Source organism: Cellvibrio sp. PSBB006, assembly GCF_002162135.1.
In the GTDB taxonomy this organism is placed as follows: Bacteria; Pseudomonadota; Gammaproteobacteria; order Pseudomonadales; family Cellvibrionaceae; genus Cellvibrio.
The window spans coordinates 15,901-33,963 of the sequence record NZ_CP021382.1 but is presented as its reverse complement, the minus strand read 5'-3'; the positions used below and the strand labels follow the sequence as shown (position 1 = coordinate 33,963).

At 54.1% G+C, this 18,063-nt stretch carries 16 protein-coding genes; 6 read left to right on the top strand and 10 right to left on the bottom strand.

The features are described 5' to 3' along the window. Positions 1-61: 61 nt before the first annotated feature. Entirely contained in the window at positions 62-2,029 is a 1,968-nt protein-coding gene (locus CBR65_RS00150) for a multicopper oxidase family protein (protein ID WP_087464979.1), read from the top strand. A 118-nt stretch (positions 2,030-2,147) separates the two neighbouring features. Further along, the gene (locus CBR65_RS00145) at positions 2,148-3,164 is read left to right on the top strand and encodes a nucleoid-associated protein (RefSeq protein WP_087464978.1); all 1,017 of its coding nucleotides are present in this window, start codon (positions 2,148-2,150) and stop codon (positions 3,162-3,164) included. A 180-nt stretch (positions 3,165-3,344) separates the two neighbouring features. Here CBR65_RS00145 and CBR65_RS00140 read toward each other — a convergent pair whose 3' ends face one another. Then, a complete protein-coding gene (locus CBR65_RS00140) occupies positions 3,345-3,752 on the bottom strand; it encodes a FimV family protein (protein WP_157671926.1) in 408 nt (135 codons plus the stop codon). Between the two features lie 130 nt (positions 3,753-3,882). Continuing rightward, positions 3,883-4,815: a LysR family transcriptional regulator gene (locus CBR65_RS00135; RefSeq protein ID WP_232461285.1), complete on the bottom strand. Its 933-nt coding sequence runs from the start codon at positions 4,813-4,815 to the stop codon at positions 3,883-3,885. Between the two features lie 144 nt (positions 4,816-4,959). On the opposite strand from CBR65_RS00135, the gene CBR65_RS00130 reads away from it, so the two are divergent. Beyond that, positions 4,960-5,697, top strand: coding sequence for a 3-oxoacyl-ACP reductase family protein (locus CBR65_RS00130; RefSeq protein ID WP_087464975.1), 738 nt, complete (start codon positions 4,960-4,962; stop codon positions 5,695-5,697). Here CBR65_RS00130 and CBR65_RS00125 read toward each other — a convergent pair. The 7 genes from CBR65_RS00125 to CBR65_RS00095 all read right to left on the bottom strand — a co-directional run bounded on the left by CBR65_RS00125 (position 5,692) and on the right by CBR65_RS00095 (position 13,735). Then, positions 5,692-6,048 carry a RidA family protein gene (locus CBR65_RS00125; protein WP_087464974.1) on the bottom strand — a complete coding sequence of 119 codons (357 nt, stop codon included), beginning with the start codon at positions 6,046-6,048 and terminating at the stop codon, positions 5,692-5,694. The genes CBR65_RS00130 and CBR65_RS00125 overlap by 6 nt on opposite strands. A 202-nt stretch (positions 6,049-6,250) precedes the next feature. Further along, positions 6,251-8,443 (bottom strand): xanthine dehydrogenase family protein molybdopterin-binding subunit, encoded by a 2,193-nt coding sequence (locus CBR65_RS00120; RefSeq protein ID WP_087464973.1) that lies wholly within the window; start codon positions 8,441-8,443, stop codon positions 6,251-6,253. A gap of 2 nt (positions 8,444-8,445) precedes the next feature. Further along, entirely contained in the window at positions 8,446-9,450 is a 1,005-nt protein-coding gene (locus CBR65_RS00115) for a xanthine dehydrogenase family protein subunit M (RefSeq protein WP_087464972.1), read from the bottom strand. A gap of 2 nt (positions 9,451-9,452) precedes the next feature. After that, entirely contained in the window at positions 9,453-10,076 is a 624-nt protein-coding gene (locus CBR65_RS00110) for a (2Fe-2S)-binding protein (RefSeq protein WP_087464971.1), read from the bottom strand. Positions 10,077-10,175: 99 nt separating this feature from the next. Beyond that, positions 10,176-11,024, bottom strand: a complete 849-nt coding sequence (locus CBR65_RS00105) for a LytTR family DNA-binding domain-containing protein (RefSeq protein ID WP_157671925.1) — start codon at positions 11,022-11,024, stop codon at positions 10,176-10,178. An 80-nt stretch (positions 11,025-11,104) separates the two neighbouring features. Then, the gene (locus CBR65_RS00100) at positions 11,105-12,754 is read right to left on the bottom strand and encodes an electron transfer flavoprotein-ubiquinone oxidoreductase (protein ID WP_087464969.1); all 1,650 of its coding nucleotides are present in this window, start codon (positions 12,752-12,754) and stop codon (positions 11,105-11,107) included. Positions 12,755-12,787: 33 nt separating this feature from the next. Continuing rightward, a complete protein-coding gene (locus tag CBR65_RS00095) occupies positions 12,788-13,735 on the bottom strand; it encodes a LysR family transcriptional regulator (protein WP_087464968.1) in 948 nt (315 codons plus the stop codon). A 125-nt stretch (positions 13,736-13,860) separates the two neighbouring features. Between CBR65_RS00095 and CBR65_RS00090 the strand changes: the two genes are divergently transcribed. From CBR65_RS00090 to CBR65_RS00080, 3 genes are all read left to right on the top strand, one after another. Then, positions 13,861-14,613: an electron transfer flavoprotein subunit beta/FixA family protein gene (locus tag CBR65_RS00090; protein WP_087464967.1), complete on the top strand. Its 753-nt coding sequence runs from the start codon at positions 13,861-13,863 to the stop codon at positions 14,611-14,613. After that, complete coding sequence (locus CBR65_RS00085) at positions 14,610-15,548, top strand: FAD-binding protein (protein WP_087464966.1); 939 nt, start codon at positions 14,610-14,612, stop codon at positions 15,546-15,548. Before CBR65_RS00090 ends, CBR65_RS00085 begins: the two co-directional genes overlap by 4 nt. Positions 15,549-15,631: 83 nt before the next feature. Then, positions 15,632-16,408 (top strand): ferredoxin--NADP reductase, encoded by a 777-nt coding sequence (locus tag CBR65_RS00080; protein WP_087464965.1) that lies wholly within the window; start codon positions 15,632-15,634, stop codon positions 16,406-16,408. A gap of 109 nt (positions 16,409-16,517) precedes the next feature. Here CBR65_RS00080 and CBR65_RS00075 read toward each other — a convergent pair whose 3' ends face one another. Continuing rightward, positions 16,518-17,660 (bottom strand): RICIN domain-containing protein, encoded by a 1,143-nt coding sequence (locus CBR65_RS00075; protein WP_087464964.1) that lies wholly within the window; start codon positions 17,658-17,660, stop codon positions 16,518-16,520. Between the last annotated feature and the right edge of the window lie 403 nt (positions 17,661-18,063).

The following is an 18,063-nucleotide window of genomic DNA, read 5'->3' as shown; positions in this document are numbered from 1 at the left end:
TCGGGGTACTTGGCTGAAATTGAGGTATGTGCCAGGGCTTATCCACAATAAGGAGATAACCATGTCACCCTACCATTTACTTCGCTCCTCCGTGTTAACACTTTCCCTGATCACTCTCATTCCCTGGGCCGCCGCAAAATCTGTGCGTGACGATGGCGTTGAAAACCCACCGTTACTGGAGATTCAGCGCAGCGGTCTGGAAGCCGTAAAACCTTTAGCAAAATTGAAGAAATCTGTCGCAATGGCCCAACCCACCGGGCCACAGGAAGCCTATCTCACCTGGCGGGTTACCTATACCGAAAGTAGCCTGTGGAATCCGGCAACCGGTCGGGATGATCGGGTAAGACTGCGTAGCTATCAGGGAACCCTTGTCAATCCTGACGCACCGTTTGTTGCACCGACCATCAGAGTTGCACCTGGCGATACGATCCGCGCTACGCTGTCTAACCAATTGCCTGGCGATCCGTCCTGTTACGACCACGAGCAACCGGTTAATAAACCGCACTGTTTTAACGGCACCAATATGCACACGCACGGTTTGTGGATCAATCCCGCTGGCAACAGCGATAACGTGCTGATCTCCATCAACCCCGGTGTGGATTTTCAGTATGAATACAATATTCCTTTGGATCATCCCGCCGGTACTTTCTGGTATCACCCCCATCGCCACGGCTCAACCGCGTTGCAAGTCGGCAGCGGTATGGCCGGCGCGTTGATCATTGATGGCAAACGTGTACCGACAACAACCTCCAAAGGCGATATTGATACGCTGCTCCAACCGACGCCAAAGCAGTCGTTCAAGGAACGCGTGCTGTTGTTCCAGCAAATTCAATATGCCTGTTACACCAAAGGAGACAATCCCGTTGTGAAAAAAAATGCAGACGGCACGTATCGCTGCGACCCGGACGATGTCGGTGTCGTGGAAAGCTATGCAAATTTCAGCGGTAAAGCCTGGGGGCAATCCGGCCGTTACACTAGCATCAACGGTGAAATCCAACCCGGATTCTACGACGCAAAAGCTGGCCAAATTGAACGTTGGCGAATGATTCACGGTGGTGTGCGCGACAGCATTAATTTGCAATTCCGTCGTATGAAAAGCGATGTCGATATCCCGAAAAAATTTACCGTGGAGCAGCATGATGACTTCATCAAACAAAACTGCACCGGCGAATTGGTACCACAAAGTATTGTCGCCGCCGACGGGCTTACGACTGCCACAATTCGCGCAACAGATTCGTTGGTGTTTCAACCCGGTTATCGTTGGGATACATTAATGTTGTTTCCCGACGCAGGAAAATATTGTGTGATTGATGCAGCGGCAGCAGCCTCTGCCAATGTCGATCAAACACCGTCTTCGCGCAAACTCTTAGGCGTTGTTCATGTTGCAGACGGCAAGGAAAGTGATGATTCCATCCAGAAGCAATTGCAGGTAGCTCTCATCGAAGCGGCAAAAGAACATTACGCACCAGAAGTCGCCAAACAGGTGGCTGATGAGTTGAGAAACAACCGGCTAACAACATTTGTTCCCCACGAAGACCTGCCGCCCACGCCCAACAAACAGACATTGTTTTTCAATATGACCTCGACAGATTTTTTAATCGACGATGAAATTTATGAGCCAGGCGTCATCAATCGCACCTTGATTCTCGGCAATATTGATGAATGGACGCTCACCTCAAAATCCGGCAGTCATCCGTATCACATTCACGTTAATCCGTTTCAGGTCATCGCCGTGCTCGATCCCAACGGCAAGGATGTGAGCGGCCCGGACGCAGTGGACGACTTCGATACCAGCGGTGCCCCGGACCCGCAATATCGCGGCATGAAAGGCACCTTCAAGGATACGGTGTGGGTCAAGAACGCGGCGGGCAAAAGCTACCAGGTGATCGTGCGCACCCATTACCAGCGCTATATCGGTGATTTCGTCTTGCACTGCCATATCCTGGATCACGAAGATCAGGGCATGATGCAAAATGTGCGCATCGCCCTACCTGACGGGCGCGGCGGAGCGGCAACCGGGCATCATTGATCCGCCCGGGCAAGCCATCTTTGCTAAAGATGGCTTGCTTCACGACTTCCGTGGCCATTTCAGACTGTCTTAAGGCACCCGCTTCTCGCTATAATGCGCGCTTTTTGCGGTCGAGCTTATGGCACTTACATCCATCATTTCCCATCACATACTGCGCCACTCACCCACGACCGGCGTAGACCTTCACTTACGGCCAGACGCGTTTGCTGCAAACGGCAAACTGGAAGATCTGGTTTACGAATTAAAGTCCAACTTTATTCGCAAAAGCGGCAAAAGCTACGGTCGCTTTTCCGGCGAAACGAGCGAGTTTCCGTTTTCTGCCTGGCTCAAGGAATATCGCGCAGAGCGTTTGGGTTTTGCCAGCTTTACCCACAAAGCAGCCCAACATTTCAAACTGGAATTGGAAAAAACCGAATGCCTGATTGATGCCTACCTCTTCTTTGTTGAAGAAAAAATTGAAGCGGGCGAATTTTTGCACGTGTTTATGGCGGAGCATCTGCACGGCTCTTATCTGGATGCCGAACTCGCGCTGGATGACTCCCGCTATCTCGACACCCAGGGTTTTGCGCTAGCCGCCAAGATTGACCTGTCTGATTGGGACGCCGGCCATTCAGCCACCTATTTATCCTTACTGCGTTCGCGCGGCGAAAAAGAATTGTCCGATGCTTTCGCCAACCTCGTTGGCTTTAGCGATAAATACGACATCAAAAACGATACCGCGCAATTCCTGCAAATTGTCGACGACTACGCACAGGAGATGGACGAACAGGCCGCGCGGGTGACACGCACAAAAGTGGTGGATTATTGTCTGGAGCAAAACAAAGCCGGCAAGGCGGTGGTGATTGCGGATTTATCGCAAACACTTGCCAGCGAAATCAAAACCCATGAGCCGGAACATTTCTCGCGTTTTGTGCAGGAAAAGCAACCGGAGAAAAAAGCGGAATTTATTCCGGATAGCAGCCAGATTCGCAACTATGTGCGTATCAGTGGCCGTAATGATTCGTTGAGCATGAGTTTTGCGTCGGAGTGTTTGGGCAAGGAGATTGTGTACGATGCAAAGCAGGATGTATTAACGATTAAAAATATTCCGCCGGCGCTTAAGGCTAAATTGTTGAAGCATATGAAGGGGGAGTGATCGGCAGCGTACGTCACGGGAGCACTTCGTAGTACGTTTGTCATTAGGCCTGTTGTTTCGAAAACGCATGAATACATCCTTGTAGCTCCCTCAAGTCGTCCCTGACTTGAGGGTTTCGAAACAACAGGCCTAACGCCAAACTCGGATTGCGCGCCGCGTCGAGTGGGGTGGGTCAGTTTTTTACTCTGCTAACCGCGTTGGCATATCCAGTAAAACTGTATATTCCCGCTGCAAGCGACCGGTAGGCCAGCGGGCTTCAAGAATAAATTCGAGGTAAGGTTCAGTGATGGGGCGTGGTGAGGTGATTATTACCACTCGCCGGTTTAAATCTACCGTGAATTTGAAGTCGCTGTAAAAGAAAAAGTGTTCCAGTTTGCGTTGTGTAAACTCCTCAACAGAAGCAAAACTCACCAGAATTTCTTCCGCGCTGATACTGCCCAGATTGGTTAATGCGACCTCTGCTTTAAACGGTTCGTTGAGTGTTGATTGTAACTTCAATTCGCCCAGGCCAAGCGCCGCCGCTTGCGTGGCCCATAGGCACAAGATCGCGCCCAGGATTGATACCCATTTGTTTTGTTTTTTCATCATGCCAACCTTTTGGGATATAAGGACAGAAACCGAACTGCATTGATTCTAGACCAAGGTTTGCAGCAGCGTAGCGACGGACTCCACGGATTCAGATTTTATTGTGCCGCCGTGCGGATGGCTTGACTATTCGTTACCAGGCAGAAAACTTTTGTGCGAGTTTTTCCTGTCGGAAATGCGCCACAATAAAATCAACAAATACGCGCGTCTTGGCGGGTAACATCTTTGCACTGGCAAAGTAAATGGATACAGGGCCTGCGTCATAACACCACTGCGGTAGTAACCGTATCAGTTGGCCTTGCTGAAGATACGGCAACGCGTGGGAGTGTGGTACCAGTCCTACGCCCAAGCCCGACGCGGCTGCCTGGCAGATCGCTTCCGGATCATTGAGGATCACCCGTGGTCGGGGCTCTACCACCACCAGTTCGCCAGTAATCGTCTGCAAATGCCAGGGTTGAATTCGACCGGTATTGGAGGAGCGGCGCATGATGCCGTCCCACCCAAACAAATCCTGAGGTACGACAGGATGGGTTTTATTTGCCAGAAAGCAAGGTGCGGCTACCGTCACTAATTGCGCTCTTGCCAACTCGCGGGCCACAACGCCGGGAGCCAGATCAATACCGCCGCCAATCGCTGCATCCAGCCCTTCGTTAATTAAATCCACCTGACGATTTTCAAAACGCCAGTCCGGTTGGATATCCGGATACTGCTCCATAAAACGGGCTAGCAAAGGCAGTATGTACTGCTGACCAAACGCGAAGGCGAGGCTCACCCGTAATACACCTGCCGGTTTGTCGCGCTGCCGACTCGCGTTAGCCACCGCCGCCTGGACACTATTCAGGCCGTCACTGACCTCCAGCAAAAAACTTTCCCCGGCCTCGGTCAACGTCAGTCTGCGGGTACTGCGATGGAATAACCGCACGCCTAACGCGCGCTCCAGCATGGCCACGTTTTTGCTCACCCCTGCCGGGGTTAAACCCAGCAGCCTGGCTGCCGCTGAAAAGCTGCCGGTCTCCGCGCTTCTGACAAAGGATTCAATTCTCGCCAAGCTTTCCACTTCATTCACCTTTAACTTTTGGTTGAAAAAGTTTTCCCTAATTACCTGCTACTTGTAAAGCAATAAAATCCTCACACTGGCTCCACACGTTGTTACTGAAACCGGGTCCACGACACCCATGGGTGGCTGGCCCATCTTTACGGAGCAAACATCATGAAACTGAGTGGAAAAGTAGCCCTGGTTACGGGCGGATCACGGGGCATCGGTGCCGCTATTGCCAAACGTTTGGCTCGGGAGGGCGCCAAGGTGGCGATTACCTGGTCCACCAACCCTGACAAAGCAACTGAGGTTGTAGGGAGCATCAAGGCGGCAGGTGGTCATGCCATAGCCATACAAGCCGACAGTGCGAACCCTGCCGATATCCGGCGCGCTGTCGCCAGTGTCGTCGAGCAGGAAGGTGGATTGGATATTCTGATCAATAACGCTGGTGTTGCCACGATGGTGCCGGTCGAGGAATTCCAGGAAGCCGACTTTGATCGGTTAATCGCGGTGAATGTGAAGGGTGTTTACGTTGCCACCCAGGAGGCCTTGCGCCATCTGAAAGCCGGAGGTCGTATTATTAATATTGGCAGCATCAACGCTGAGGTGGTGCCTTTTCCAGGTATGGCCATCTACGCCATGAGCAAAGCAGCTATTGCGACCTTCACGCGCGGTCTGGCGCGTGAGGTGGGTGCGCGGGGCATTACGGTTAACAACATCCAACCCGGTCCGGTGAATACCGACATGAATCCGGCAGACTCGGATTTTGCGGAAACATTGCGCGGGCTTATGGCTGTCCCACGTTATGGCTCAGCCGAGGAGATCGCCGGCCTTGCCGCGTATTTGGCCAGCGACGAATCCGCCTTTGTCACGGGTGCCAGCTGGAATATCGATGGGGGCTTTGCTTTATAACACCCTCATTTCGGCGGCGACAAAGGCGATTTCAACCCGCATCGCCGGGTTTAATAATTCCACTTTCAAACACGCGCGCGAAGGCGCGCAGCCGGCGGGCAACCAGGCTTCCCATTCGCGATTCAGTACGGGCACGTCGGCGATATCGGTGATGTAGATGGTGGCGGAGATCAAGCGGGATTTATCGCTCTGGCATTGCGCCAGGGTGGCTTCGGCCTGCGCAAAAATTTGCCGGACCTGCGCGGCCATATCCACGGCGGTGTCTTCGGGGACTTCGACAAAATGGATCAGGCCGTTGTAAATCGTCGCGTCGGACCAGCGTGAGGTTGGGTTTATGCGTTGGATATTCATGAGGGTTCCCGTGGGATTTAAAAATGTGGGGGCGAATCTTAGCGGAGTTGGGGTGAGTGATGGGATATTAATCGGTCTAGAGGGTGTCGGATTACGCCGCTGCGCGGCTAATGCGATCTACGTATTCTTAAAAAAATGTTGGGGTCAACGCACCAGGCATCTTCCCCAACCAAGCGTCCAAATAACGTTTAACCGCAGCGGTTTAAATCAAATCATCAATACGAATCGGCAAGCGGCGGATGCGCTTGCCGGTTGCATGGAACACGGCATTGGCCACGGCCGCGTCCATCCCGACATTGCCCAATTCGCCTACGCCCTTCACGCCGATTGGTCCGAGGGTGTCGTCCACTTCCGGCACCAGGATGATGTCCACCCTGCCGATATCCGCATTGGCGGAGATCAGGTATTCCCCAAGGTTGTCATTCACGTAGCGGGCGTGGTGCGGGTCCAGTTCCAGCTTCTCGTGTAAGGCCGAGCTGATACCCCAGATCACACCACCCATCAATTGGCTGCGGGCAGTACGTTCGTTGATGATCCGGCCGGCAGCAAAGGCGCTCACGCTGCGGCGCATGCGAATCTCACGGGTCAGCCGGTGGACGGCGACTTCCACAAAATGCGCACCGAAGGCGTAAGCCGTACGTCCTTCCATCCAGGCACCGCCGCCAGCCTGTAGCCGCCCCTGATATAACGCCGTCATGGCTTCCTGCTTGGCACCCGGCGGCAACCACTGACCCAACTCCTCAATGGAGCCCCGCCCGTCCGCTGCCAATAACTCCAGAATATTACCCGGCTGGTCGCCGAGTTTGCGGCGAATGGCGGCACAGGCCGTGGTGATGGCCGAGCCGATTACGCCGGTAGTCATGGAGCCACCCGAACAAGGCGCAGGCGGAAAGCGGCTATCGCCCAGTTCCACTGTCACCGCTGATACCGGTACCGCCAGTGCCTCCGCTGCGATCTGCGCTAACACGGTGTAAGTCCCGGTGCCCATATCGTGGCTGGCGACGCTGACCAGTACCTTGCCGTGCTGGCTGACGCTCACCCGCGCGGTTCCCGGCCCAAAGTAAGTGGGATACAACGTCGACGCACACCCCCACCCCAACTGCCAATCCCCCTCGCGCATCCGTCCCGGACGCGGATCACGTTTGCGCCAGCCAAACTGCTCCGCTGCCTGACGGTAGCATTCCGTCAGCGAACGGCTGGTAAACGGATTGCCATTTACCGGGTCCACGCTCGGCTCGTTGCGCAGCCGCAGCTCGACCGGGTCCATCCCCAGTTTGTACGCCAGTTCGTCCATGGCGCACTCGATGGGAAAAACAAAGGGCACTTCCGGTGGTGAGCGCATGGCAGCAGGCGTTGTGCGATCCACCTCAGTGACGTTCAAACGGGTTTCAATATTGGGGCAGTTGTAGAGTCGCGCAGTGTTATGGCTGCCATTCATGGAAACCAGATCATGACGCGCGGTGGTTTCCCAACTTTCGTGGCGGTAGGCGCTCAAGGCTCCGTCTTCACTGGCGGCAAGCACGAGGCGGTGCCGTGTCTCCGCGCGATGACCGATAGTAATAAACCCCTGACTGCGGGTATCGGTAGAGCGAATCGGACGTTTTAATTCTTTGGCGGCCAGGGCAGCCAGGGCCATACGCGGTGTTAACGCGCCTTTGCCGCCAAAACCCCCACCCACATAGGGACTGCGAATGATGACGTCCTCAGGGTTCAGGCCGAACTGCTCTGCCAGCCCATATTGCTTGACACCCACCCACTGGCTCGGCTCGTGGAAGAACAGCTTGCCGTCCTCCCAATAGCAGGTGGAGGAATACAGTTCCATTGCCGCGTGGACCTGGCCCGAGGTTTCGTAATCCGCCTCGACCACCTGCGCCGCCGTGCGCAGGGCGGCAGTCACGTCGCCTTTGGTGAGATGACTGTTACCGCCACCAGCCTCTTCAACCGTCAACGTACGACCCCGGGGCGAATCAAAGCTGGCAGCAGCAGGTTCGGTGGCATACTCGACGGCAACCCGGCGTGCTGCTTCCCGCGCGATTTCAGCTGTGTTTGCCACCACAAAACCGATGATCTGCCCGGCATAGATAATCTGATCACTTTGCATCGGGAAAAAAGCCGAGGGGCCATAGCCGCCTTTCCCCGAAGACGTGGTCGGTTTAAATTTGCCTTTCACATCCTGCCAGGTGTAGACGGCCAAGACGCCCGGCAACGCCTTGGCGGCGTTGATATCCATCTTCGTGATGCGTCCACGAGCAATACGGCTGGTGACCAGATGCCCATAGGCCAGGTTTTTCACCGGCAGATCTTCCGCATAAGGCGCTTTACCGGTGACCTTCAGGCGCCCGTCGACACGCGGCAAGGGCTCGCCAATAAGTGGTTTGGCTGATTCAGCGGACATGGCTAGACCTCCATGGCTTGGGCTTGCAACAAGGCGCGCGTTAGGGTCTGCACACCCAACTCCACCTTGAAACCGTTGTCGGATAATGGGCGGCTTTCGGCAAAAGCCACACGGCTGGCGGCTTCGGCGGTTGCCTCATCAAGGCGTTTGCCGATCAGGAATTGCTCAGCCTGGCTCGCCCGCCAAGGCATACTGGCCACACCGCCCAGGGCGATATGCACCTCACCTACACGGGCACGATCCAGCCTCAGCGCGACCGCCGCCGAGGCAAGGGCAAAGGCAAAACTGCTGCGGTCGCGCACCTTCACATAGCAGGAACGGCGCGCATGGGCACCGACAGGAATATGAATAGCGCTGATCAGCTCAGCCGGTTGCAATTGCGGTTTACCCGGATAGGGATCAAGACCATACAAGTCAGCCACAGCAAGCTGGCGCTGCCCCGCCGGCCCGTGAATCGTCAGCCGGGCATCCAGCGCAATCAGGGCTTGCGCCAGATCGCCGGGATAAGTTGCCACGCAGGTGTTATTCCCGCCCAACAATGCATGTTGTCGGTTCGCGCCGTTCAGCGCTGCACACCCGGAACCGGGGTTGCGCCGGTTGCAGGCTTCCCAGGCAGTATCGCGATAGTAGGGACAGCGGGTTTCCTGCAAGAGATTACCGCCCAGCGACGCCATATTGCGAATCTGCTGGCTGGCCGCCTGCGCCAGTGACTCTGCGATGACCGGTGCCTGACGACGCACCACTGGGTCCCGCTCTACTTCAGCCATGGATGCAAAGGCGCTCAAGCTCAAGCGACCGTCATGCACGCGCGCGGACGCTGTATGACTGTCCAGCAGATTACCGAGGTCAATAACCACCAGCGGGTTGATAACCTCCAGACGCATCAGATCCACCAGGGTGGTACCGCCGGCGAGGTAACGAACCGCCTGACCGCGCTGATGTGCCTGGCTGGCCAGTTGTACCGCTTCATCTACCGTGTTTATCCGAAAGTGATGGAAAGGTTGCATCCTCAGCCCTCCATCACGTTGGCGGCATCTGCAATGGCGGCCACAATATTGGGATAAGCCGCGCAACGGCACAGGTTGCCACTCATGGCTTCGCGGATGGATTCAGGTGATGTGGCCAGGCCGCTCTCAATGCACTGCAATCCGGCCATAATCTGGCCCGAGGTGCAGTAGCCGCACTGGAAGGCATCGTGTTTGATAAACGCCGCTTGCAGGGGGTGAAGCTCAGTATCGCTCGGCGCCAGTCCTTCGATGGTACGGATATTCTGCCCTTGGGCAGTCACCGCCAGCGTCAGACAGGAGGCCACCGTCCGGCCATTGATCATCACCGTACAGGCGCCACACTGGCCGTGGTCACAGCCTTTCTTGGTGCCGGTCAGCTGCAAGTGTTCGCGCAGGGTATCCAGCAGGCTGGTGCGGACATCGACCTTCACCTCATGGGTACGTTGGTTAACCTGAAGGGTGATGGGCACAAGCGCGCGGGCATCCAGCGGCTTAGGTTGATCCGGCGCGTCGGCCAGGGCTCCCTGCCCTGCCATCAGGGCAGCGCCCCCGGCAGACGCGCGAAAAGAGGCGCGAAAGAAGCCTCGGCGACTCAAGGACACGGATTCATTTTCGTTATCTGACATGCGTAACACCTCCGGCAGGAACAGAAGTGTCGCTATTACAACGGTGAGCAGAGCCCCGTCGCCACTGGCTTGGGACAATTGACGGGATGGAGGGACGAACTAATTAATCACATCGAACTGATCCAGGGCTTCCTTGAATTTACGCCCGATGTTCAACTCCCGCCCGCTACGTAAACGGACCAGATCGTTGCCGGACGATTGACGTTTGATGCGTTCGATGGCGTGGATGTTGACGATATGCGAGCGGTGGATGCGGACAAAATCGGCGGGCGGTAACAGCGCCTGCACATCACTCATGGTCATGCGCAGCAAATAAGGTTGGTCGCCATCCGCAAATAACTCCACATAATTGCGCGCGGCCACGACACATTCGAGTTTATTAATTTGTAACAGGCATTGGTCGCTGCCTTTGCTGACCAGGATGACGGACGGGTAAGACGCCTTGTTCTCTGGCTTATCAACAACCGATGGTGCGAGAAGTGCAGGCGCCGATGGTCTGGAAACTGGCGGCGTCAGCGATTTCAATAGATAGATATGCCACAGCGATAACACCACCGCCACCGCCGCAATATAACGCGGCACAAAGACCATCACACTCGCGGCGACACTGCGCGTGTCAGTAATCACATCAACACTGACACGAAAGGACACCGTTGCCACAAGGATGATGAACCCGACCCGCAAGTAACTAAACAGGCTGCCATTGATATTGCGACGCAAGGATTTGAACACCAGCGGCGTAATCAACAACCACACAATCCACTCACGCACCGCCCAGACCAGTGAACCGACAAAGTCCGGCGGCGTGGGCATCAGCAAGGCTTGATAGAGGGTGCAATAACAACTAAGCGCCACCATGTAACCGCCCCAACCCACCACCGACGCACTGATTTCGCGGCGCTGTAAACCAAGCGGAACATCATTGAAAAGTGATGTGGAGTTAGACATAACAGATCCAGGCCATTGGCGTTCACTGGTAAGACGAATGTCCGAAATTCTATTCCTCTCTATCCCTGAGTCAACTGACATCACATGCCAATATACGCCGGGCCGCTACCTCCCTCCGGCGTCTTCCACACAATATTCTGCTTGGGGTCTTTGATGTCGCAGGTTTTGCAATGGATACAGTTTTGCGCGTTGATCTGCAAACGCGGCCCCGCATCGCCGGGCAGAATTTCATAGACACCCGCCGGACAATAGCGCTGCTCCGGTGCATCAAATGTGGGCAGATTGTAAGCCACAGGAATAGTGTCATCTTTTAACGTGAGGTGATTGGGTTGGTTGTCTTCGTGACTGATGTTGGATAGTGCAATGGAAGACAGACGATCAAAGGTCAGTTGTCCGTCCGGCTTGTCATAATGAATCGGTTGCGCCACCTGAACCGTCTGCAAACTGTCATTGTCGGGATTTTTATGGCGCAAGGTCCAGGGCAAACGCAAACCCAGACTGGCCAGCCACATATCAATACCGGCGTACAACATACCCCCCCAGGTGCCGAATTTACTCAGCGCCGGTTTTACATTGCGGACTTTATCCAGATCTTTATAAGCCCAAGAGGTTTTGAAATCCTCGGCGTATTGCACCAGCTCATCTTGCGCACGATCACTCGTGATCGCCGCCAGCGCCGCATCGGCGGCGAGCATGCCGGACTTCATGGCGTTGTGTGAACCTTTGATGCGCGGCACGTTAACCATGCCCGCCGCACAACCGATCAAGGCACCACCGGGGAACACCAGTTTCGGCAGCGATTGAATACCGCCCTCGGAAATCGCGCGCGCGCCATAGGCAATACGTTCGCCACCGCTTAACAGATCGCGCACCAGCGGATGGGTTTTAAAACGCTGGAATTCATCGAAGGGTGAAAGGTACGGATTGCGGTAATTCAAATGCACCACGAAACCGACAGCCACCTGATTCTCCGCCTGGTGATAGATAAAACCACCGCCGCCAGTGTCTTTGTCCAGCGGCCAGCCCAGCGTATGGATCACCGAACCCGCGCGGTATTTCTCTGGTGCAATTTGCCAGATTTCCTTAAAACCCAAACCATAATGTTGATGCTGTGCGTCAGCGCGCAGATTAAAACGTGTTTCCAGTTCCCGCGTCAGTGAACCGCGCGCGCCCTCGGCAAATAACGTGTAACGCGCATGCAATTCCATACCCGGTGTGTATTCCGGTTTATGCTGGCCATCTTTGGCAATGCCCATATCGCCGGTCGCAACACCTTTCACGGCACCCTGTTCGTCGTACAAGACTTCCGCTGCAGCAAAACCGGGATAAATTTCTACGCCCAGTACTTCGGCCTGTTCGCCTAACCACTGGCATACCTTGCCGAGACTGACGATGTACGTATTTTTGTTGTGCATCAAGGGCGGCAATAACACATGCGGAATAGCGTGGGATTTTTTTTCATCGAGGACAAAAAAATTATCGCTTGTTACCGGCGCATAAACCGGCGCGCCCTGCGCCTGCCAATCGGGTATTAATTCATTCAAGGCAACAGGATCAATCACGGCGCCGGAAAGAATATGCATGCCCACCGCTGAGGCTTTTTCCAACACACACACACTGACCTCCCGCTGTTGTGCAGCGGCCTGCTGCTTCAGGCGGATGGCCGCCGCTAATCCGGAAGGACCTGCACCCACGATAACCACGTCATACTGCATGCTGTCACGTTGCATGAATGTTTCCTTTTTAATAATTAACCCAGAACATTAACGATATTCCATCGGCTGGCCATCGGGCCGCTTCATTACAATTTCATCGCTGCGCGCTGCACCGCGGGCAACTTCGCGGCATAAATCCAAAAAGGCTTCGATACCCGCCGTGCGAAATTTCTGGCGATGCAGCACAAAATTAAATTGGCGTTTCAGGTCCAGGCCGGGAATATTAAGCGGTATTAAACTGCCGCGCCGAAACGCATCTTTTAATGCCAGACGCGAGATACAGCCGATGCCCATACCCGCCTCCACCGCCCGTTTGATCGCTTCGGTGTGTTCCAATTCCAGCCGAATATCCAGTTTATTCAGCACATGACGAAACGCCGCATCAAAGACCTGCCGGGTACCGGAACCGGCTTCGCGCAAGATCCAGGCCTCTCTGGTGACATCATCCAGCGTCACCTGGTTTCGCCCCGCCAGCGGGTGGTCCGGTGCGGCAAAGATCACCAGTTCGTCATCCACCCAGGGCGTAATTTCCAGATCGGGATGCTGACTGTCGCCTTCAATTAAACCAAAGTCGAGCTTCAAGTGAGCGACTTGCTCCACCACCATGGCGGTATTGTGCACTTCAAGTTTGACGCGCGTGCCGGGATGGCGATGCATATATTCGCCAATCAGCATCGTTGCCAAATAATTACCCACCGTCAGCGTAGCCCCGATACGTAACGACCCAAGGCCACTACCGCCGGCCAGCATGGATTCCAACTGCTCCGCCCGATCCAGCAATTCTATGGCCTGGGGCAATATCTGCCGCCCCCGCTCATTGAGCTGCAAACGCTTACCGTGGCGATCAAATAAGCGCGTGTCAAACTGCTTTTCCAGCTCGGACAGGGCCATGCTGGTGGCAGATTGGGACAAAGACAAAGCCTCCGCCGCCCGGGAGACGCTCTCCTGGCGACCGATGGCAACAAAGACTTCCAATTGGCGTAGTGAGTATTTCATATCAACATTATTGACTAACTATATAAATATAATCAACTTAACAGATAAACATTTTACCCCTACAATGGTCACAAACTAGCCGCACTTGTGCGTAGCAGCGTCTCAATACAAAGAGGATTCAACCCATGAAGGTGGTAGTCAGTATCAAGCGCGTCGTGGATCACAACATCCGCGTTCGCCCCAAGGCGGACGGTTCCGATGTGGACACCGCGACCCTCAAGATGAGTATCAATCCATTTGATGAACATGCGGTTGAAGAAGCGGTGCGATTGAAAGAAGCCGGGCTGGTCAGCGAGATTGTGGCCGTCACCATCGGCAATGCCCAGCATCACGATGTACTGCGTCACGCCCTGGCCATGGGTGCGGACCGCGCTATTTTGATTGACGGCGACGCGGAGCTGTCATCCCGCGCGACAGCAAAGCTCCTGCTGGCCATTGCCAAACGCGAGCAGCCGGATCTGTTCCTGCTCGGCAAACAGGCGATTGATGCAGATGCCGCTGAAACCGGTCAGATGCTGGCGGCTTTGTGGAATGTCGGCCAAGGCACCTTCGCGTCAAAAATTACCCTCAACGACAACCAAGCAGTGGTCACCCGCGAAGTCGACGGTGGCCAGGAAACTGTTGAATTGGCCCTGCCTGCGGTCGTCACCGCCGACTTGCGCCTTAACGAACCGCGCTATTTGAAATTACCCAACCTGATGCAAGCGAAGAAAAAGCCGTTGGAAACACTGGCCATTGCAGACCTAGGTGTGGACACCAGCAGTCAATTGCAGTTAGTGAAAGTGGAAGAACCGCCGGCACGCTCACCCGGTGTCAAGGTTGCCAACGTGCAGGAACTGATCGATAAATTGCGTCACGACGCGAGGATTTCATTATGAGTACGTTAATCATCGCTGAACATGATCAACAGAGTTTGCGTGCATCTACACGCTCAGCCATTACCGCCGCTGCGGTATTGGGTGATGCCATTGATGTGTTGGTTGCCGGCGAAAATATTGGTGTGATTGCCGAACAAATTGCGCGGCTCAACGGTGTCAGACGCGTTCGCGTTGCCGATGACGCACGCTATGCAAACCTGCTGGCTGAAAACTTCGCACCGTTAATTGTGAGCATCGCTAGCGAATACCAGGCGATCATCGGTGCGGCTACCAGCTTCGGTAAAAATCTGTTGCCGCGTGTGGCAGCGCTGTTGGATGTCGATATGGTGTCAGAAGTCACCGCCATTATTGACAGCAACACCTATGTGCGCCCGATTTATGCCGGACATTTAAACGCGACGGTGCGTAACGATGCTGCCATTAAAATCTTCACTATCCGCGCAACAGCATTTGAACCGGCAATCGAAGGTGAAAACCTGGCAGCGATTGCCCCCCTGGCAGCAACAGAAGCAACAACCCTGGCGCGCTGGGTCAGCAGCGCTATTCAAAAGAGTGAACGCCCCGAATTGAGCACTGCTCGCGTTGTTGTCAGTGGCGGCCGTTCATTGGGTAGCGCTGAAAAATTCCAGCAACTGTTATCGCCCCTCGCCACCAAACTGAATGCCGCGATCGGCGCTACCCGCGCGGCGGTAGATGCCGGTATTGCACCCAATGAATATCAGGTCGGGCAAACGGGAACAGTTGTTGCACCGGATTTGTATATTGCCGTCGGTGTATCCGGCGCAACCCAACATATCGCAGGTATTAAAGATAGCCGCGTGATTGTTGCCATCAACCACGACCCGGACGCGCAGATTTTCCAATGGGCCGATTACGGTTTGGTAGCCGACCTGTTCGACTCCGTCACCGAACTGGAAAAATCCCTGCTCCACTAATTAACCGTAGGTCGGATTAGCCAAAGGCATAATCCGACACCAACCTTATTCACACCACATAGACCCAAAGGAACCCCCACACAATGGCAGCCGTTGAACCGGAAAAAGTGTTAAGCGTTCACCACTGGAATGAATCACTGTTCAGCTTCACCACCACACGCAGCGACTCCCTGCGTTTTGAAAGCGGCCAATTTGTGATGATCGGTTTACACGTCGACGGGCGTCCACTATTGCGCGCCTACAGTATCGCCAGCGCCACCTACGACGAGCACCTGGAGTTTTTCAGTATTAAAGTCCCCAACGGCCCCCTGACCTCGCGCTTACAACATCTGAAAGTGGGTGACGATCTACTGGTCGGCCGCAAACCCACCGGCTCACTGCTGCTGACGGATTTAAAACCCGGCAAGCATTTGTATTTTTTAAGCACCGGTACCGGGCTCGCACCTTTTCTCAGTTTAATTCGCGATCCAGAAGCCTATGAGCAATACGAAAAAATTATTCTGGTGCACGGCGTACGCACGGTCAGCGAACTGGCTTATGCGGATTTCATCACCAAAGAATTGCCGGAGCATGAATACCTCGGCGAAGATGTGCGCGAGAAATTAATTTATTATCCCACCGTTACTCGCGAACCTTTTCGCAATCAGGGGCGCTTGACCGACTTGATTGAAAGCGGAAAATTGTTTGACGATATCGGTTTGCCACCGCTCAACCCGGAAACCGATCGCGCGATGTTGTGTGGCAGCCCTGCGATGCTGGAAGACACCTGCGCGCTGTTAAACGCACGCGGCTTTAATATTTCTCCACGTATCGGTGAAGCCGGTGATTACGTGATTGAGCGGGCGTTTGTGGAAAAATAACGACACAAAAACGTGTAAAAAATGTCGCGCAATAAAAAACCCCGGCTGTTTAGTCGGGGTTTTTTATTGCGCGGTTCAGGACTAATGGCAGCGGGTCGATTAACTCTTATCAGTAGTTAGTAATGCCCGAGGATGTACAACTAGCCCAGTTACCGATACAAATTGATCCGGCATTTCTCAAGCGGCTGTTGGTAATTCTGGCTTCACTGTTTGGGCTGTCGCTACGGAAGATTCCTTCATTCATATTGGAAATCTGGCAACGATCAACATTCACAATCGCTCTGAATGTTGTCCCGCCATTCTGCCGCAAAAATTTACCCATGTTATCAACGACACAATTGGATACGTTCAAGGTCGATGCTGCATTGACTTGAAAAAATTTATCTTCCCCATTGTAGCCGGAGATATTGCGCACATTTACTGTGCCGGACGATTTGATGGTCATCGCATCTTCACCAACGTTGGTCCAACGAATGTTATCCAGTGTCCCGCCGCTGTAAACGTGAATACCATCAACACCGTTATTGCCGATGATCACATTGCGCAAAGTCGCACCGTTCTCGACGCGGAACGCGGGTTGCTGGCTTTCGCTTTGACCGCCATCGCCCAAGGCAGATGTGGGGTTGAACGTCCGGCAACCACCATCATAAGTACCGCTCGTCACGCGGATGGTGGATGAAACCGAAGTACTTCCCGTTGAGTTACAGGTAGCGCCGGTAATACTGCCATTATTGCCACCACCGGTAGAGACCGGATCGAAACGCCATTGCTGGCTGGCACCACCCCAATACGTCCAGAGGCGGATATCGCCACCATCGGCAGTGTTGAACTCAAATACCTCAAGCGCTTTGGCGGAAAAACGGGAGGTAATCGCAAAGGTGTTATTACCGACGTTATCGATTGCCCAATGCTGATTCTCACCGTTCAACCAGGTCCACTGACGCGCCCCGGCACCGTCGTTACTGTTCCATTCAAAGACATCCACTGACTTACCGCTGTGCGCGGCACGAATGGAATAGTACCCATTACCGAGATTGGTAACGTCCCACTGCTGATTGGGATTGCCAAGGTACGTCCACTGAATAATGTTGGCACCATCATCTTGACTGCTGTTGGTCACGTCCAACGCTTTACCGCTCAGTTGGTTAGTGATGATGTAACGTCCATTGGAAATCTGCGCGAAGGAGGACGACGCAAACACCGTGACTGTGACGAGAAACAGGGCTTTAGTAAAAAGCGTTTTAATTAACATACAAATTCTCCATGGTTTGATTTTTTATAATGTGCGGAAATATTTGATACAGCGAGGCCCAAAAGCCCCATCAAACGACCAACGCAGGGTTTGCTGCCATTAGCGCTGAAGGGAAATCCTATCAAAAGCTGGCCAATTTAATATAATAATATATGACAATTGTGAAGGTGTTTTGCAGGTTATCGCAGATCGCAATTAAAGCGGTTTAAGCACAAGATTATTCTGAATATATGGGCTAGCGCTTGCCGATGAAGCGAGAATGTCTATAATCCCCATTGTGCAAAATCGTGCCAAGTTGACTATAAGAGCGCCGGCATGCACTCCTGCCATCCATTCTATTTTTTACAACACAGAGGTGAGGGATCACTGGACTCCGAAAAACCATCCGTTCTACTCACCCAAT

Bases quoted from the DNA above. Each gene is read 5' to 3' on its own strand.
- CBR65_RS00100 (WP_087464969.1), bottom strand. From the start codon at position 12,754: ATGCAACGTGACAGCATGCAGTATGACGTGGTTATCGTGGGTGCAGGT.
- CBR65_RS00110 (WP_087464971.1), bottom strand. From the start codon at position 10,076: ATGTCAGATAACGAAAATGAATCCGTGTCCTTGAGTCGCCGAGGCTTC.
- CBR65_RS00150 (WP_087464979.1), top strand. From the start codon at position 62: ATGTCACCCTACCATTTACTTCGCTCCTCCGTGTTAACACTTTCCCTG.
- CBR65_RS00080 (WP_087464965.1), top strand. From the start codon at position 15,632: ATGGCAGCCGTTGAACCGGAAAAAGTGTTAAGCGTTCACCACTGGAAT.
- CBR65_RS00140 (WP_157671926.1), bottom strand. From the start codon at position 3,752: ATGATGAAAAAACAAAACAAATGGGTATCAATCCTGGGCGCGATCTTG.
- CBR65_RS00105 (WP_157671925.1), bottom strand. From the start codon at position 11,024: ATGTCTAACTCCACATCACTTTTCAATGATGTTCCGCTTGGTTTACAG.
- CBR65_RS00115 (WP_087464972.1), bottom strand. From the start codon at position 9,450: ATGCAACCTTTCCATCACTTTCGGATAAACACGGTAGATGAAGCGGTA.
- CBR65_RS00120 (WP_087464973.1), bottom strand. From the start codon at position 8,443: ATGTCCGCTGAATCAGCCAAACCACTTATTGGCGAGCCCTTGCCGCGT.
- CBR65_RS00130 (WP_087464975.1), top strand. From the start codon at position 4,960: ATGAAACTGAGTGGAAAAGTAGCCCTGGTTACGGGCGGATCACGGGGC.
- CBR65_RS00085 (WP_087464966.1), top strand. From the start codon at position 14,610: ATGAGTACGTTAATCATCGCTGAACATGATCAACAGAGTTTGCGTGCA.
- CBR65_RS00095 (WP_087464968.1), bottom strand. From the start codon at position 13,735: ATGAAATACTCACTACGCCAATTGGAAGTCTTTGTTGCCATCGGTCGC.
- CBR65_RS00125 (WP_087464974.1), bottom strand. From the start codon at position 6,048: ATGAATATCCAACGCATAAACCCAACCTCACGCTGGTCCGACGCGACG.
- CBR65_RS00075 (WP_087464964.1), bottom strand. From the start codon at position 17,660: ATGTTAATTAAAACGCTTTTTACTAAAGCCCTGTTTCTCGTCACAGTC.
- CBR65_RS00145 (WP_087464978.1), top strand. From the start codon at position 2,148: ATGGCACTTACATCCATCATTTCCCATCACATACTGCGCCACTCACCC.
- CBR65_RS00090 (WP_087464967.1), top strand. From the start codon at position 13,861: ATGAAGGTGGTAGTCAGTATCAAGCGCGTCGTGGATCACAACATCCGC.